This is a genomic window from [Mycobacterium] manitobense (assembly GCF_025821665.1).
GTDB classification, from domain to species: Bacteria; Actinomycetota; Actinomycetes; order Mycobacteriales; family Mycobacteriaceae; genus Mycobacterium; species Mycobacterium arseniciresistens.
In genome coordinates this window covers 25,909-40,923 of the sequence record NZ_JACKSJ010000056.1, presented here as the reverse complement: position 1 = coordinate 40,923, position 15,015 = coordinate 25,909, and the positions used below count along the sequence as shown (strand labels likewise).

General features: G+C 69.6%; 12 protein-coding genes. 8 read left to right on the top strand and 4 right to left on the bottom strand.

The window, feature by feature from the left end; translation table 11 throughout:
* Positions 1-30 precede the first annotated feature (30 nt).
* From lon to H7I41_RS07000, 8 genes are all read left to right on the top strand, one after another.
* Positions 31-2,361 (top strand): endopeptidase La, encoded by a 2,331-nt coding sequence (gene lon, locus H7I41_RS07035; protein WP_264011855.1) that lies wholly within the window; start codon positions 31-33, stop codon positions 2,359-2,361.
* 76 nt (positions 2,362-2,437) lie between these two features.
* Positions 2,438-3,478 (top strand): LLM class flavin-dependent oxidoreductase, encoded by a 1,041-nt coding sequence (locus H7I41_RS07030; RefSeq protein WP_264011854.1) that lies wholly within the window; start codon positions 2,438-2,440, stop codon positions 3,476-3,478.
* A gap of 22 nt (positions 3,479-3,500) precedes the next feature.
* Positions 3,501-3,833, top strand: coding sequence for a TfoX/Sxy family protein (locus H7I41_RS07025; protein ID WP_264011853.1), 333 nt, complete (start codon positions 3,501-3,503; stop codon positions 3,831-3,833).
* A 39-nt stretch (positions 3,834-3,872) separates the two neighbouring features.
* Complete coding sequence (locus H7I41_RS07020) at positions 3,873-4,514, top strand: HhH-GDP family DNA glycosylase (protein WP_264011851.1); 642 nt, start codon at positions 3,873-3,875, stop codon at positions 4,512-4,514.
* The gene (locus H7I41_RS07015) at positions 4,511-5,284 is read left to right on the top strand and encodes a DUF72 domain-containing protein (RefSeq protein WP_264011850.1); all 774 of its coding nucleotides are present in this window, start codon (positions 4,511-4,513) and stop codon (positions 5,282-5,284) included. Before H7I41_RS07020 ends, H7I41_RS07015 begins: the two co-directional genes overlap by 4 nt.
* 1 nt (position 5,285) lies before the next feature.
* Positions 5,286-5,876, top strand: coding sequence for a hypothetical protein (locus tag H7I41_RS07010; protein ID WP_264011849.1), 591 nt, complete (start codon positions 5,286-5,288; stop codon positions 5,874-5,876).
* Between the two features lie 134 nt (positions 5,877-6,010).
* Positions 6,011-6,625, top strand: coding sequence for a hypothetical protein (locus H7I41_RS07005; RefSeq protein ID WP_264011848.1), 615 nt, complete (start codon positions 6,011-6,013; stop codon positions 6,623-6,625).
* Positions 6,625-9,777, top strand: coding sequence for an ATP-binding protein (locus tag H7I41_RS07000; protein ID WP_264011847.1), 3,153 nt, complete (start codon positions 6,625-6,627; stop codon positions 9,775-9,777). Before H7I41_RS07005 ends, H7I41_RS07000 begins: the two co-directional genes overlap by 1 nt.
* Here the strand turns inward: H7I41_RS07000 and dctA are convergent.
* The 4 genes from dctA to H7I41_RS06980 form a co-directional block, all read right to left on the bottom strand.
* Positions 9,764-11,122 carry a C4-dicarboxylate transporter DctA gene (gene dctA / locus H7I41_RS06995; protein ID WP_264011846.1) on the bottom strand — a complete coding sequence of 453 codons (1,359 nt, stop codon included), beginning with the start codon at positions 11,120-11,122 and terminating at the stop codon, positions 9,764-9,766. The two genes, H7I41_RS07000 and dctA, sit on opposite strands and share 14 nt — an antisense overlap.
* A 115-nt stretch (positions 11,123-11,237) precedes the next feature.
* Positions 11,238-12,287, bottom strand: coding sequence for a substrate-binding domain-containing protein (locus tag H7I41_RS06990; protein ID WP_264011845.1), 1,050 nt, complete (start codon positions 12,285-12,287; stop codon positions 11,238-11,240).
* A 61-nt stretch (positions 12,288-12,348) separates the two neighbouring features.
* Entirely contained in the window at positions 12,349-13,386 is a 1,038-nt protein-coding gene (locus H7I41_RS06985) for an ABC transporter permease (RefSeq protein WP_264011844.1), read from the bottom strand.
* Positions 13,383-14,927 carry a sugar ABC transporter ATP-binding protein gene (locus H7I41_RS06980; RefSeq protein ID WP_264011843.1) on the bottom strand — a complete coding sequence of 515 codons (1,545 nt, stop codon included), beginning with the start codon at positions 14,925-14,927 and terminating at the stop codon, positions 13,383-13,385. The genes H7I41_RS06985 and H7I41_RS06980 overlap by 4 nt, the downstream gene beginning before the upstream one ends.
* Positions 14,928-15,015: the final 88 nt, after the last annotated feature.

Below are 15,015 nucleotides of genomic sequence, written 5' to 3'. Positions count from 1 at the left end.
GAGCGCATCAGGTTCAACTTTGGAGGATGGATGTCTGAAGCAATCGCAGTGCCCGTGTTGTTCGTCAGCGAACCGGTCGTCCTGCCCGGAATGGTGGTGCCCGTCGAGCTCGACGACGCGGCGCGCGCGGCCGTCGACGCGGCACAGGCCAGCGAGAGCGGCAAGCTGCTGATCGCACCGCGCCTGGAGGACCGCTACCCCACCTACGGGGTGATCGCCTCGATCGTGCAGGTCGGCCGCGTCCCCGGGGGCGGCGCCGCGGCGGTGGTGCGCGGTGAGCGGCGCGCCCACATCGGTTCCGGCACCACCGGGCCGGGTGCGGCGCTGTGGGTGACGGTGCAGGAGGCGCCGGAGCCCCAGAGCTCCGAGGAGACCAGGACGCTGGCCGCGGAGTACAAGAAGCTGTTGCTGGCGATGCTGCAGCGCCGGGAGGCGTGGCAGATCGTCGACGTGGTCAACAAGATCACCGACCCGTCGGCGCTCGCCGACACCGCCGGGTATGCGTCGTACCTGTCCGACGTCCAGCGCCGTGAGCTGCTGGAGACCGAGGATGCCGCGCGTCGACTCCGGCTGCTGATCGACTGGACCGGGGAGCACCTGGCCGAGGTCGAGGTCAACGACAAGATCGCCGAGGACGTCCGGTCCGGGATGGACAAGCAGCAGAAGGAGTTCCTGCTGCGTCAGCAGCTGAACGCGATCCGCAAGGAACTCGGCGAGGGCGAACCCGAGGGGTCCGATGACTACCGGGCCCGCGTCGAGGCCGCCGACCTGCCCGAGAAGGTGCGCGAGGCGGCGCTGCGCGAGGTCGGCAAGCTGGAACGGTCCAGCGACCAGAGCCCCGAGGGCGGCTGGATCCGGACCTGGCTGGACACCGTGCTGGACCTGCCGTGGAACGTCAGCACCGAGGACTCCACCGACCTGAAGTCGGCCCGGGAGATCCTGGACGCCGACCACCACGGGCTGGACGACGTCAAGGACCGCATCGTCGAGTACCTCGCGGTGCGGGCGCGCCGGGCACAGCGCAACATGTCGGTCGTCGGCGGCCGCGGCTCCGGCGCGGTGATGGTGCTGGCCGGCCCTCCAGGGGTCGGTAAGACCTCGCTGGGTGAATCCGTGGCAAGGGCGTTGGGCCGCAAGTTCGTGCGCGTCGCCCTGGGCGGCGTGCGCGACGAGGCCGAGATCCGCGGCCACCGGCGCACCTACGTCGGCGCGCTGCCCGGCCGTATCGTGCGGGCGATCGGCGAGGCGGGTTCGATGAACCCCGTCGTGCTGCTCGACGAGATCGACAAGGTCGGCTCCGACTACCGCGGCGATCCCTCGTCGGCGCTCCTCGAGGTGCTGGACCCGGCGCAGAACCACACGTTCCGCGACCACTACCTGGACCTGGATCTGGACTTGTCCGACGTCGTGTTCCTGGCGACGGCCAACGTCATCGAGAACATCCCGTCGGCGCTGCTGGACCGGATGGAACTCGTGCAGATCGACGGCTACACCGAGGACGACAAGGTCGCGATCGCCCGTGACTACCTGCTGCCCCGGCAGGCCGAACGGGCCGCGCTGACGGCCGAGGAGGTCAGCGTCACCGACGCCGCGCTGCGCAAGATCGCCGCCGACTACACCCGCGAGCCCGGGGTTCGGCAGTTCGAGCGGCTGCTGGCCAAGGCGCTGCGGAAGGTGACCACCAAGCTCGACTCCTCCCCGGCGCCGATCGTTGTCGACGAACCGGATCTGGTGGAGTACCTGGGCCGTCCGCGGTTCACGCCGGAGTCGGCAGAACGCACGGCGGTGCCGGGCGTGGCGACCGGGCTGGCCGTCACGGGTCTCGGCGGCGACGTGCTCTTCATCGAGGCCGGCGCCACAGAGAACGGCGCCGGTGAGTCCAGCTTGGTCCTCACCGGTCAGCTCGGCGACGTGATGAAGGAGTCCGCGCAGATCGCGCTGTCCTACGTGCGGGCACACGCCGAGCAGTTGGGCGTCGACCCGAAGGCGCTGGACCGCAAGATCCACGTGCACGTCCCGGCGGGTGCCGTCCCCAAGGACGGACCGTCGGCGGGTGTGACGATGGTGACCGCGCTGGTGTCGATGGCCACCGGCCGTCAGGTTCGCGCCGACGTCGGCATGACCGGTGAGGTCACACTCAACGGCCGGGTGCTGCCGATCGGCGGCGTCAAGCAGAAGCTGCTGGCCGCCCAGCGCGCCGGGCTGTCGACGGTGTTCATCCCGCAGCGCAACGAGCCCGACCTGGACGATGTTCCGGCTGAAGTCCTGGCGGTGCTCGAGGTGAAGCCGATGACCGACGTGGCCGACATCGTGGCCCAGGCGCTGGAGCCCGCGGCCGAGACGGTGACCGTCGCGGCATAATTCGCGAGATCTGCACCAGGGCTGTGATCGATCGCCGATCGCAGCCCTGGTGCAGAAATCGAGGTGAAGGAGCCACATGCCACGACGTGGAGAGCCGTTGCGCAAGCTCGGCTTCCTGACCATCGGCCGTTTCGACGCCGCCGACCCGCGACCCGGCATCGAGGAGACCCTCGAGGTGATCGAGCGGGCCGAGGCGCTCGGCTTCGACAGCGTGTGGCTGCGCTGCAGGCACCTTCAGCCCGGGATCTCCTCACCCGTGGCGATCATGGCGGCCGCCACCCAGCGCACCCGCCGCATCGAGCTCGGCACGGCGGTGATCCCGCTCGGGCTGGAGAACCCGTTCCGGCTCGCCGAGGACCTCGCCACCGTCGACCTGCTGTCGGGTGGCCGCATCAACCCGGGCGTCTCGGTCGGCACCCCGATGCAGTACGACCACTACAAGACCGCGCTGTACCCGGAATCGCATGACTTGCAGGACTTCTCGAAGGAGCGCGTGCTGCGGCTGCTTCGGGCGCTGCGCGGTGAACCGGTCAGCGACTTCGCAGGCACCGTCGGCATCGAACAGTTCACCGACCACATCCAGCCGCACTCCCCCGGCCTGGCCGACCGCGTCTGGTACGGCGGCGGGCTGTCCTCGGCGATCTGGGCGGCCGAACAGGGCATCAACTACCTCACCAGCTCGGTGGTGAGCACGCAGGACATCTCCGGGGGCACCGAGTCGCGCGACTTCGCCACCATCCAGGGCCAGCAGATCGACGCGTACCGGGCACATCACCCAATTCCCGAACGGGCAAGGGTGTCACAGGGTCTGGTGGTAGTCCCCACCGACTCCGCCACCGACGATCAGGTGCGGCGCTACCGGGAGTACGCCGCGGGCCGCCTCGAACGGACCAGGGCTCCGCAGGGGCCGCGCGGCATGCTGTTCTCCCCCGACCTCGTCGGCACCTCCGACGAACTCGCGGACCGCCTGTTCGCGCACGCCGGGTTCCAGCGCGCCGACGAGGTGGCGTTCGCGCTGCCCTTCACCTTCCGGCCCGACGACTACGCCCAGATCATCGGCGACCTCGCCGAGCACCTGGGGCCCCGGCTCGGGTGGTCGCCTGCCGACTCACGATGACGAATCGCGTTACCGTCATGGCGTGGCCTACGACACCGAACTGGCCGACCGCATCCGGGAACTGCTCGCCGCCGAGCCGGGCGTCGACGAGAAGCGGATGTTCGGCGGCCTGGCATTCCTGATCAACGGCAACATGGCCGTGGCGGCCAGTGGGAGAGGCGGCCTGATGGTGCGCGTCCCGCCGGAGGAGACCGACCGGCTGCTGCAGCGTGACCACGTCGCACCGATGGTGATGGCAGGCCGCGAGACCCGCGGCTGGCTTCGGGTCGGCGACGACGGCATCAAGACCATGCGCCAGCTCCAGTCGTGGGTGCGCCGCGGCGCGGGCTACGCCGCGAGCCTGCCACCCAAGTGAGGACGTTTCCCGACACGGCCGACGGGTAAGCCGGTCCTGATGGGAGCGAAGCCAGATCAGCTGGTCCACCGACTGCTGGACCGCGCGGGCACCACGTACGCCGAAGAGGCCGGTGTCCACCTCAAGGACACGCCGATGCCGCTGTTCCAGCTGCTGACACTGTGCATGCTGGCCAGCAAGCCGATCGACGCCACCATCGCGATGCGGGCGGGACACGAACTGTTCGCCGCGGGCATCCGGACGCCCGACACGGTGCTGGAGGCCAAGCGACAGAAGATGATCGACGCATTCGCCCACGCGGGATACGCCCGCTACGACGAGAGCTCGGCCACCCGGCTCACCGACATGGCGACCGCGGTGCGCGACGGCTACTCCGGTGACCTGCGCAACCTCGCCGAATCGGCCGGCCACGACGTGGCAGCGGCGAAGAAGCTGCTGATGGAGTTCAAGGGCATCGGCGACACCGGCGCCGACATCTTCCTGCGCGAGGTGCAGGACACCTGGACCTGGGTGCGGCCCCACTTCGACGAGCGGGCCCGCGGCGCCGCAAAGGAACTCGGGCTGCCCACCGACGCCGCGCGGCTCGGCGAGCTCGCATCCGGCCGCAACGCCGCGCTGGCGGCCGCACTGGTGCGGGTGTCCCTCGACGACGCGCTGCGCGACGAGATCGCCGGTAGATGATCCGGATCGGCACCTCGGGCTGGTCCTACGATCACTGGGCCGGCGTGCTGTACCCGCCGAAGCTGCCGGTGGCCAAGCGGCTCGCGCACTACGTCGCCGAATTCGACACCGTCGAACTGAACGCCAGCTTCTACCGGTGGCCGCGCGACGCCACGTTCGAGGGCTGGCGGCAACGGCTGCCCGACGGATTCACGATGACCGTCAAGGCTCACCGCGGGCTCACCCACTACCGCAGGCTCGCCTCCCCGGAGCCGTGGGTCGAGCGGTTCGAGCGCTGCTGGACCGCGCTGGGTGACAAGAGCGAGGCGCTGCTGGTCCAGCTGCACCCCGGCCTCGCGCGTGACGACGACCGGCTCGGCCACTTCCTGACGCTGATGCCCGACCGCATCCCGGTCGCGATGGAGCTTCGCCACCCGTCCTGGAACGACGACGCGGTGTTCGCGCTGCTGGAACGCCACCGCGCCGCCTACGTCGTGATGAGCGGGCCCGGCATGCCGTGTGTGCCGAAGGCGACGAGTGACCGGGTGTACGTGCGGCTGCACGGCCCCGACGACGGCCCGCTCTATGCGGCGTCCTACTCGGACGACGCGCTGCGGCAGTGGGCGGACCGAATCGCCGGATGGGCGGGCGAGGGCAGGCGGGTGGTCGTCTACTTCAACAACGACCTGGGCGGCCACGCCGTCCGCAACGGCCGCAGGCTGCGGGAGCTGCTGCGTGAACGGCACCCCGACGTGCCGCCGGAATCGGCTTCCGGCACGCTGGGGCACTGACATGCGTGCCACAACTCTGATCGCGACGGTCCTCGCGGCGCTCGCCATGGCGGGCTGCACGGCCGACACCGTCGTCACCACCGAAGAAACCGCTGCGAGCTCGACAGCGGCGCCACCACCGCCGGCCGGGCCGCCGCCCAGCAACGCACACCTGGTCAACGCCTTCTACTTCGGGGCGCCGGTGGACGGCCGCACCCGGTACTTCTTCACCACCCCGTCGGGGCGCTGGCAGTGCGCCATCGTGGCGCGGGAGAGGGCCGGCTGCCAGGCCGCTTCGGGGTCGCTGAGCATCACCGGCGCACCCGAGACGGTGCCCGACGCCACCGGCGAGCCGGCCGCGCCCACGGCCGTCGTGGTCGAACGCGACGGCGACGCCCGATTCGTCGCGCAGGAACAGCCCGAGTTCGGGCTGGACCCGGGCCCGGCGAACGTGCTGCCCTTCAACCGGATCCTCGCCGTCGGCGGTTTCCGGTGCAACGTGCAGGAGGCCGTCGGGATCTCGTGCCTCTCCGAGCGCAGCGGGCGCGGATTCAGCTTCTCCGACGAGGGTTTCGCGCCGCAGTACACCGACGTGCCCGCGGGTGCGCCGTAGCCTCCACTTCGCCATCGCGCCGCGGGTGTGACAAGAATGAAGACGACACCGTGGAGGGGTATCCGGGTGGGGCGTGAATCGTTCGGCGCTGTCGCCGGTACCCGCACGAGACGACGGCAGAAAGGCGAGCGGACGTGACCGTGGCCCCCGACGAGCTGACCGGAACCGAGCAGGCGGTGCTCCTGGTGCTGATGTCCGAATGCCGGCCGGTGCCCAACCCGGAGCTCAAGAACCTGGGCCCGGCGCTCGACCAGTCGAGCAGGAACCGGCTGCAGCGGCGTGGCCTGATCGAGGTGACCCCCGGCCGGCCGATGGTGCTCGAGCTCACCGACGACGGTTGGGCCACATGCCGATCGCTGTTCGGAGCCGCCGTGCCCGCCCGGCCCTCCGGCCAGGGCAGGGCGCTGTACACGCTGATGAGGGCGCTCGACCGGCATTTTGAGCGGACCGGTCTCTCGCTGGCCGAGGCGTTCGGGCCGGCGCAGGCCGATGACGTCGACACCCGGGTCCGCCGCAGCTACCGGCAGCTGTCGCGCCGGCCCGGCGGCTGGGTGGGACTCGCGGCGCTGCGCAGGCACCTGACCGAGGTGCCGCGTGACGAGCTCGACGCAGCACTGCTGCGGCTCGAACGGCAGCCCGGGGTGAGCCTGATCCCCGAGGAGAACCGCAAGGCGCTGACCGACGACGACCGGGCCGCGGCGCTGCGCATCGGCAACGAGGACAACCATCTGATCGCGATCGAGTCCTGATGCAGACACAGCACCGGGAGGCGCTCGGCGCGCTGCGGCTCAACTCCGTGATGAGTCTCGACGACATCTGGCATTCCCAGAGCACCCACATCGGCGGTCTGCACGAGGACGCGCTGGCGGACGTGATGTCCGCCTTCGACGAGGTCGCTCGCTATGCCGACGCCACGCCGCTCGGCGTCGTCATCCGCGGACGGGCCGGATCGGGCAAGACCCATCTGCTGGGCCAGGTCCGCGAGCGGGTGCAGGCCGGCGGCGGCTTCTTCTTCATGGTGGAGCTGCTCGACGCCACCACCTTCTGGCAGTCCGCGCGGGGCGGCATCCTGGAGAGCCTCGGCAGGCCGGGCCGCGTCGAGGAGACCCAGCTCAAGGACCTGCTGTGGCAGCTGTCCACACCTGCGAGGATCGGTCGCGCCATGCGGCGCGACGTCGTCCGCGGTGACGACCTCGATCCGGAGATGCTCGACGAGTTCGTGGTCGCCTGCACGAAGGCACACGGCGACACCGTGCGGCAGTGCCGTCATGCGCTGCGTGCCCTGATCCTGCTCGGCGCCACCGATCCGTCGCTGCAGGACATGGGTGAGGCGTATCTGACGTCGACCGACGACTCCGGCGGAGACGACCGGGCGCCCTGGGGTCTGCGCCGGCCGGGCAAGACACCGCAGGAGACGGTGCGTGACATCGCCCGTCTGGTCGCACTCGCGGGGCCGGCCGTGATCGGCATCGACCAGATCGACACGCTGCTCGCCCAGTCGGCGGGAAGCACCGATGCACCGGGCAGCGTCTCCGACAACCGGAATCTCGAACACGTCGCGCACGGCTTGATGTCCATCAAGGAGGCGATGCGGCGCACGGTCCCGGTGGTGGCGTGCCTGCCCAGCGTGTGGGAGCTCATCCGCGAACGCGCCACCGCCTCGGTGCCCGACCGGTTCCGGGAAACCCATGTGCTGGAACGGGTGCCGAGCGCGGCGATCGGGCGGTCGATCCTCGAGCGCCGCTTCGCGGCCGGATACGCGGTGTCACGTTTCGACCCGCCCTACGCGAGCTGGCCGATCCTGCCGTCCGCGTTCGACGACGCTCCGCAGTACACGCCGCGCCGGCTGTTGCAGCGGGCCGACGCCCACGTCCGCGCCTGCCTGCAGAGCGGCTCGCTGACCGAACTCGCCCACCTCAACGACGACACCCCCGAGGCCGCGCCTGCGACCGCGGGAGATGAACGGCAGGCCGCGGACACCCATGAGCTGGATCGCCGGTTCGCCGAATACCGCGGCGGGGCGGTGGTGGAGGCGGCACTGGACCCCGACGGCGAGGACACCACCATGCCGGGCCTGCTCGCGGCCGGCCTGGAGGCGTGGATCACCGAGCGAGGCGACGCGGGCCAGGCCTTCCGGCTCGACCCGCCGCCCGGACGGCACGTCGTACTGCACGGGCGGCTACGGCAGAGCCTCGACGACGCGACGGACGACGAGCGGCACTGGGCCTTCCGCGCGATCGCGCACGGGAACGCCATCGCCGTTCAGAACCGGGTCCGCAAAGCCTGGGAGGCAACGGGAATCAGCTCGGACCCCGACCGCCGCAAACTCCTGCTGCTGCGCAGTTCGCGGTGGCCCGGCGGAGCCAAGACGGCGGCGCTGATCGCCGAGGTCGAGGCGGCCGGCGCCCGCACGATCCCGATCGGCCGGGAGGATCTGCGCACCCTGGCCGCCCTGCGCGACCTTTTCGACGACAACCATCCCGACCTGCCCGAGTGGCTGCGCCGTCGCCGGCCCGCGCACGGGATCACGATCTTCCGCGAGGCGTTCGGCGACCTCACCGGCGATCCGCCGCCACCGGTTCCCGAACCCGTTGCGGCACAGCCCACCACGGCCACCACCGGGCCGGGCACGCCGACCTATGCCGCGGTCGAGGAATCGGCGGGCGACGTGCCGCTGGGGATCGACGCCGCCGGAGCGGCGCTGACGGTGAATCTGCTGGCGCTGCGCAAGCACACCGCCATCTTCGCGGGCTCCGGTTCCGGCAAGACGGTGATGATCCGGCGGCTCATCGAGGAGTGCGCACTGCGCGGGGTGTCGTCGATCGTCCTGGACATCAACAACGACCTGTCCCGCCTCGGCGAGGCGTGGCCGACGCCGCCGCCCGGCTGGAACGCCGCGGACGACGAGCGCGCGGCGCAATACCTCGACGGCACCGAGGTGGTCATCTGGACGCCGCGCAAGAACTCCGGCAGACCGCTGTCGTTCCAGCCGCTCCCCGACTTCGCGGGCGTGCTCGACGACGACGAGGAGTTCGACGACGCGGTGGAATCCGCGGTGGCCGCGCTCGAGGTCCGGGCGCTGATCGCGGGCAGGACCGCCAAGGCCAACCTGTCCCGGGCGGTGCTCAAGGAAGCGTTGCGGCACTACGCCCGTCGCGAACCCGACGCGACGCTGCCGGGGTTCATCGCGATGCTCGGTGACCTGCCGCAGGGTGTCACCGAACTGGCGAAGGGCCCCAAACTGGCTGCCGAGCTGGCCGAGAACCTGCACGCCGCGATGGTCAACGACCCGCTGTTCGGCGGACGGGGAACGCCTGTCGATCCGGGCCTGCTGCTCACCCCGTCACCGGGCCGCCGGGCGCGGGTGTCGGTGATCAGCATGGTCGGTCTGACCAGCGAGCAGCAGCGCGAAGGCTTCGTGAACCAGCTGCAGATGGCGTTGTTCTCCTGGATCAAGCGTCATCCCGCCGCCGACCGGCCGCTGGGCGGACTGCTCGTGATGGACGAGGCTCAGAATTTCGCACCGTCCGACCGGCACACCGCCTGCACCCGCAGCACGCTGGCGCTGGTCTCGCAGGCCCGCAAGTACGGCCTGGGACTGGTTTTCGCCACGCAGGCGCCGAAGGGACTGCACCTCAACATCCCCGGCAACTCCGCGACGCAGTTCTACGGCCTGCTCAACGCGCCCGCGCAGATCGCGGTCGCCAGGGAGATGGCCCGCGCCAAGGGCGGTGAGGTGCCCGACATCAGCAAGCTGCGGGCGGGCAACTTCTATGTCGCGCTGGAGGGCAACGCGTTCCACAAGATCCGTGCGCCGTGGTGCCTGTCGCACCATCCGCAGAGTCCGCCCACCACCGAAGAGGTGCTCGACATCGCCCGCCGCGGGCTCACCGGGAGCTGATCACCGGCTCCGGCTGTGCCGCCACCTCGTCGACGTCGTCGCCGCGCAGCACGCTGAGCATCCGTTCGGCATCGAGCTGCCCCTCCCAGCGGGCCACCACCAGCGTGGCGACGCAGTTGCCGAGCAGGTTCACCGACACGCGCATGGAGTCCATGATCCGGTCGGCGCCGAGCAGCAGCGCCACGGCGGCCACCGGGATGGCGCCGTGACCGATCGCGGCCACGGTGGCCGACAGTGCCAGGAACGACGAACCCGGCACACCCGCCATGCCCTTGGAGGTCAGCATCAACACCAGCACCGCCATCACCTGCTCGCCGATGCTGAGGTCGACACCGAGCGCCTGCGCCAGGAACAGCACGCAGATGGACAGGTAGAGCGTTGCGCCGTCGAGATTGAACGAGTATCCGGTCGGGACGACGAGACCCGTTGTGGTGCGCGAACACCCGGCGTGGATCAGTTTGTCCATGATGCGGGGCAACACGACCTCGGTCGACGCGGTGCCCAGCGCCAGGAACAGCTCGTCCTTGATGTAGCCGACGAAGCGCCACAGGTTGACCCCGGCGAGGAACCACGAGATCGCCGCCAGGATGCCGATGAACAGCGCCGCGCCGAGATAGCAGGCGGCGATCAGTTTGGCGTAGCTGCCCAGCGACGAGATGCCGTACTGGCCGATGATGTAGGCCATCGCGCCGAATGCGGCGACCGGCGCGAGCCGCATGATCCAGCCGATGATGGTGAAGAAGATGGTCGACAGGTGCTCGATCAACTCGAACACCACAGGCGGGCCGTGCTCGCCGAATTTGGCCAGCGCCAGCCCGAACAGCACCGCGAAGAACAGCACCTGCAGCAGGTGGTTCTCCGCGAATGCCGACACGGCCGAGGCCGGGATGATGTCGAGCAGGAAATCCACCGTGTGCGGCAGTTCGCCGTCGTTGGTCTTGGCCGCGACCGCGTCGGCGCCGGTGGCCAGGGTGTCGGCGTCGATGTCGAAACCGGCACCGGGTTTCACGAGGTTGCCGATCACCAGACCGAACAGCAGCGCGAAGGTGGTGACGACCTCGAAGTAGATGAGCGCCTTGACCCCGATGCGTCCCACCGATTTGAGGTCGCCGACGTGGGCGATGCCGATCACCACGGTGCAGAAGATGATCGGGGCGATCAGCATCTTGATCAGCTTGATGAACGCGTCGGCCACCGGTTTGAGGTCGGCGCCGAACGCCGGCCACAGCCAGCCGACGAGGATTCCCGCGACGATCGCGATCATCAGCTGGATGAACAGCGAGGAGTACCAGGGCTTGCGCGGCGCGTCGGGGCCGGCGTGATTCTGCAGGGCGCTGTCCGTCATCGACCTTTCATAGCGACAGCGGGTTTCGGTGCGGTGAGTGTCGCGTAACGGCGGCGATAAGCGAGCGCGGGACCGGCCACCGCAGTGACCGGTCCCGCGAGTCCGTGGATGCCCGCTAGGGCTGCTTCTGGCCCGGAATGCCCTCGTAGGCGATGTCGCCGGTCTTGAGGTTCTCGTTGATCAGGTCCGGGAGACCTTCGAGGAACTTCTCCCGCTCGGTCACCACGTGCTGGATCGCGACGTCCACGTTGTCCTTGGTGATCGCCGGCATGACGTACACCGGATTGGTGTTGACCTGCTCGCCCTTGACCAGCTTGTCGGCGACCGCGAGGCCCGCCGCCAGCTCGACTGTGCCGTTCTGCAGCGACGTGCCGATGAACTCGCCACTCTTCACGGCGTTCAGGCCGTCCTCGATGCCGTCGATGCCGACGACGGGCACGTCGCTGCGCCCCACCTCCTTGAGGGCCTGCAGGGCGCCCAGACCCATGTCGTCGTTCTGCGCGACCACACCGGTGATCTGGTTGCCGAAGCCGGAGATCCAGTTCTTCATCTTGTTGACGGCCTCGTCGCGCTTCCAGTTGGCGGTGTCGCGGGCCAGCACCTTGATGTCGGGGTACTTCTTCAGCGTCTGTTCGATGCCCTCGCTGCGGTCGAGTTCGCCGGACTGCCCCAGCGGCCCCTGCAGGATGACGATGTTGCCGCGCCCGCCGAGGCGGTCGGCCATCATCTGCATCTCCTGCGCCCCGGCCGCCACGTCGTCGGGTTGGACGTTGCCCGCGATGTCCTTGCTCTCCAGCGCGGCGTTGACCGGTACCAGCGGGATGCCCTTGGCCTTGGCCGAAGCGACCTGCGGTCCCAGCGAGTCCGCCTGCACGGGCACCACGATGATGGCGTCGACGCCCTGGTTGATGTAGGAGTCGATCTGGCTGGCCTGGGTGGACACGTCGAGATTGGCCGAGTTCCAGACCAATTCGATGTTGTTGGCCTCGGCGTAGGTGTCCATGCCCTCCTTGCCCGCGGTGATGAAGGAGCTCATGTCGTACACCGACACGCCGATCCTCGTGGTGTCACTGTTGGCTTCGGTGTCGCCGGCCCCGCAGGCGGTCAGCCCGAGGGCCAGCACACCGGCCGCGCCGGCGGCGGTCCACTTCGTTCCCAGTCTCATGACGTCTCTCACTCTCGTTGTGATGGAAGGAAAATTGCCTGTGTGGTGCGTGCGGGCCCGGTCACGTCCGTCTTCGGGTGGACCAGACGTCGACGGCCACCGCCGCGACGATGAGCACACCCTTGATGACGTCCTGCCAGTACGCGGGCACCACGAGGATGTCGAGCCCGTTGTTGAGCGTCTGGATGATGAACAGGCCCAGCACCGTTCCCCACACCGTGCCGCGGCCGCCCATCAGGCTCGCGCCACCGATCACCACCGCGGCGATCGCGTCGAGTTCGTAGCCCTGCCCCAGATTCGGCGGCCCCGAGATGACCCGCGAGGCCAGCATCACCCCGGAGATGCCGGCCAGCAGACCCGACAATGCGTAGACGCTGAAGAGGACGTTCTTGGCGTTGATGCCTGCGATCTCGGCTGCCGACCTGTTGCCGCCGACCGCATACACCCGCATGCCGTAGGTGGTGCGCTTCATCACCACCGCCAGCACCACGATGCCCACGATCATGACGAGCACCGGGATCTGCAGGCCGAGGATCTTGGTGTTGGCGATGGAGCCGAACTCCGCGGGCAGTCCGTTGATGGGCGCACCTCCGCCGATCACGTAGGCCAATCCGGAGCCTGCCGTCAGCGTGCCCAGAGTGGCGATGAACGGCGGGACGTTGAGGCGGGACACCAGGATCCCGTTCAACGAGCCGACCGCGAGACCGACGATCATGGCCACCAGCACCGTCATCCACACCTGGCCGGGGTTGGCCTTCGCCGTCGCCGCTCCCGCCATCGCCGACACCGCGATCACACTGCCCACCGAGAGGTCGATCCCTCCGGTGAGCACCACCAGCGTCTGTCCGAGCGCGATCAGGGCGAACGGCGCCGCCGCGACGAGAATGGTCACCAGGTTGTCGACGGTGCCGAATCGCGCACTGCGGTAGCTGAAGTAGGCGATCACCAGCAGCATGATGATGACCATCGAGTACCGCAGCGCCAGACCACTCAGCCACGCCCTGGAGAACAGTTTGACCGGCTCACCGGTGATCGGCGACGTCACCGTCGTCGGTCCGGCATGCCCCGCGTTCTCCTCGGTGCCGGTGGGGGTGCTCACGTGTCGTCCTCCGTTGATCGAGCGGGAATCCGGTGGCCGGGTCCGTCCAGCGCGGTCGCCATCCGGAACACCGACTCCTGCACGGAGGGGTGGTCCAGCGCCTCCCGGTCGAGCTCCCCGACCAGCGCGCCGCTGCGCATGACGAAGGCCCGGTGTGACAGCCCGATGATCTCGAGCATGTCCGACGACGCCATCACCACCGCCATCCCGGCGGCCGCGAATTCGGTGATGATGCGGTAGATCTCGCTGCGCGCGCCGACGTCGACGCCGCGGGTGGGCTCGTCGAGCAGCAGGACGTTGACGTCGCCGGTCAGCCAGCGGGCCAGCACCACCTTCTGCTGGTTGCCGCCTGAGAGCGTCCCGACCTGTTGGTTCAGCCCGCGACTGCGCAGGCGTACCGAGGACATCACGTCGGAGACCGCCTTGGTGCGCGCCTTACCGCGCAACCATCCCGCGACGCTGAACGACGACAACCGCGGCAGTGATCCGTTGTCCAGCACGCTCATGGAGAGCACCACGCCGGAGAGTTTGCGGTCCTCGGGGACCATCGCCATGCCCGCGGCGATCGCGGCGGCGGGGGCGTTGCGCTTCACCGGCCTGCCGCGCACCACGATGGCGCCTGCGGCGGTGTGCCGGGCGCCGAAGATGGCCTCGAGGAGTTCGGTGCGCCCTGCGCCCACCAGACCCGCGAGTCCGACGATCTCGCCCGCCGACACGGAGAACGACACCGGTTCGGCCGCACCGTCGACCTGGAGATCGCGGACCTCGAGCACCGTCTCGCTGCCGGGCTCGGTGCGGTCGGGGAAGAGCGCGTCGAGTTCGCGACCGATCATCGCGGTGACGATGTCGTCGTCGGACACCTCGGCGATCGGGGCGTCGAGGATGAGGCCGCCGTCGCGCAGCACCACGGCGCGGTCGGCGATGGCGCGGATCTCGGCCATCTTGTGCGTGGTGTAGACCATCGCCACGCCGTGTTCGCGCAGCCTGCGCACGATGGAGTACAGGCCCTCCACCTCGCGTTCGGAGATCGCCGAGGTGGGCTCGTCGAGCATCACCACCTCGGCGCCGGTGCGGGCGGCCTTGACGATCTCCACGATCTGGCGCAGCCCGACCGGCAGGCTGCCCATCCGGGCCGTCGGGGAGATGCCGACGTCGAAGACGGCCAGCGTCTCGCGCGCCTCGGCGATCATCGCCCGCCGGTTCAGGAACGGGCCGCGGCGGATCTCCCGGCCGACGAACAGGTTCTCGTAGACGGTCATGTCCTCGATCGAGGCCAGTTCCTGCGGCACGATGGCCACGCCGTGTCGCACGGCGTCCCTCGGATTGCCTGCGGCGAGGTGCGTGCCGCGCACCGCCACCGTTCCGGCGTCGGCGTGGTACTGGCCGCTGATGATCTTCATCAGGGTCGACTTGCCCGCACCGTTCTCTCCGGCAAGCGCGGTGACGGTCCCGGGCTGCAGCGTCAGCGTGACCCCGCGCAACACGGGCACACCGCCGAAGCTCTTCGTTATCCCAGCACACTCCAGCACCGCGCTGCTCACGATGGCATCTCCGTCGATGTCGAACCGGACCACGGAGGCGGCGACCCGCAGACCGCCGTTGCCGTCATGCCCGCCAACCCTTTCCGAA

Excerpts from the sequence above, each read along its gene's own strand:
- lon (WP_264011855.1), top strand. The coding sequence starts at position 31 with ATGTCTGAAGCAATCGCAGTGCCCGTGTTGTTCGTCAGCGAACCGGTC.
- H7I41_RS07030 (WP_264011854.1), top strand. The coding sequence starts at position 2,438 with ATGCCACGACGTGGAGAGCCGTTGCGCAAGCTCGGCTTCCTGACCATC.
- H7I41_RS07020 (WP_264011851.1), top strand. The coding sequence starts at position 3,873 with ATGGGAGCGAAGCCAGATCAGCTGGTCCACCGACTGCTGGACCGCGCG.
- H7I41_RS07015 (WP_264011850.1), top strand. The coding sequence starts at position 4,511 with ATGATCCGGATCGGCACCTCGGGCTGGTCCTACGATCACTGGGCCGGC.
- H7I41_RS07010 (WP_264011849.1), top strand. The coding sequence starts at position 5,286 with ATGCGTGCCACAACTCTGATCGCGACGGTCCTCGCGGCGCTCGCCATG.
- H7I41_RS07000 (WP_264011847.1), top strand. The coding sequence starts at position 6,625 with ATGCAGACACAGCACCGGGAGGCGCTCGGCGCGCTGCGGCTCAACTCC.
- dctA (WP_264011846.1), bottom strand. The coding sequence starts at position 11,122 with ATGACGGACAGCGCCCTGCAGAATCACGCCGGCCCCGACGCGCCGCGC.
- H7I41_RS06990 (WP_264011845.1), bottom strand. The coding sequence starts at position 12,287 with ATGAGACTGGGAACGAAGTGGACCGCCGCCGGCGCGGCCGGTGTGCTG.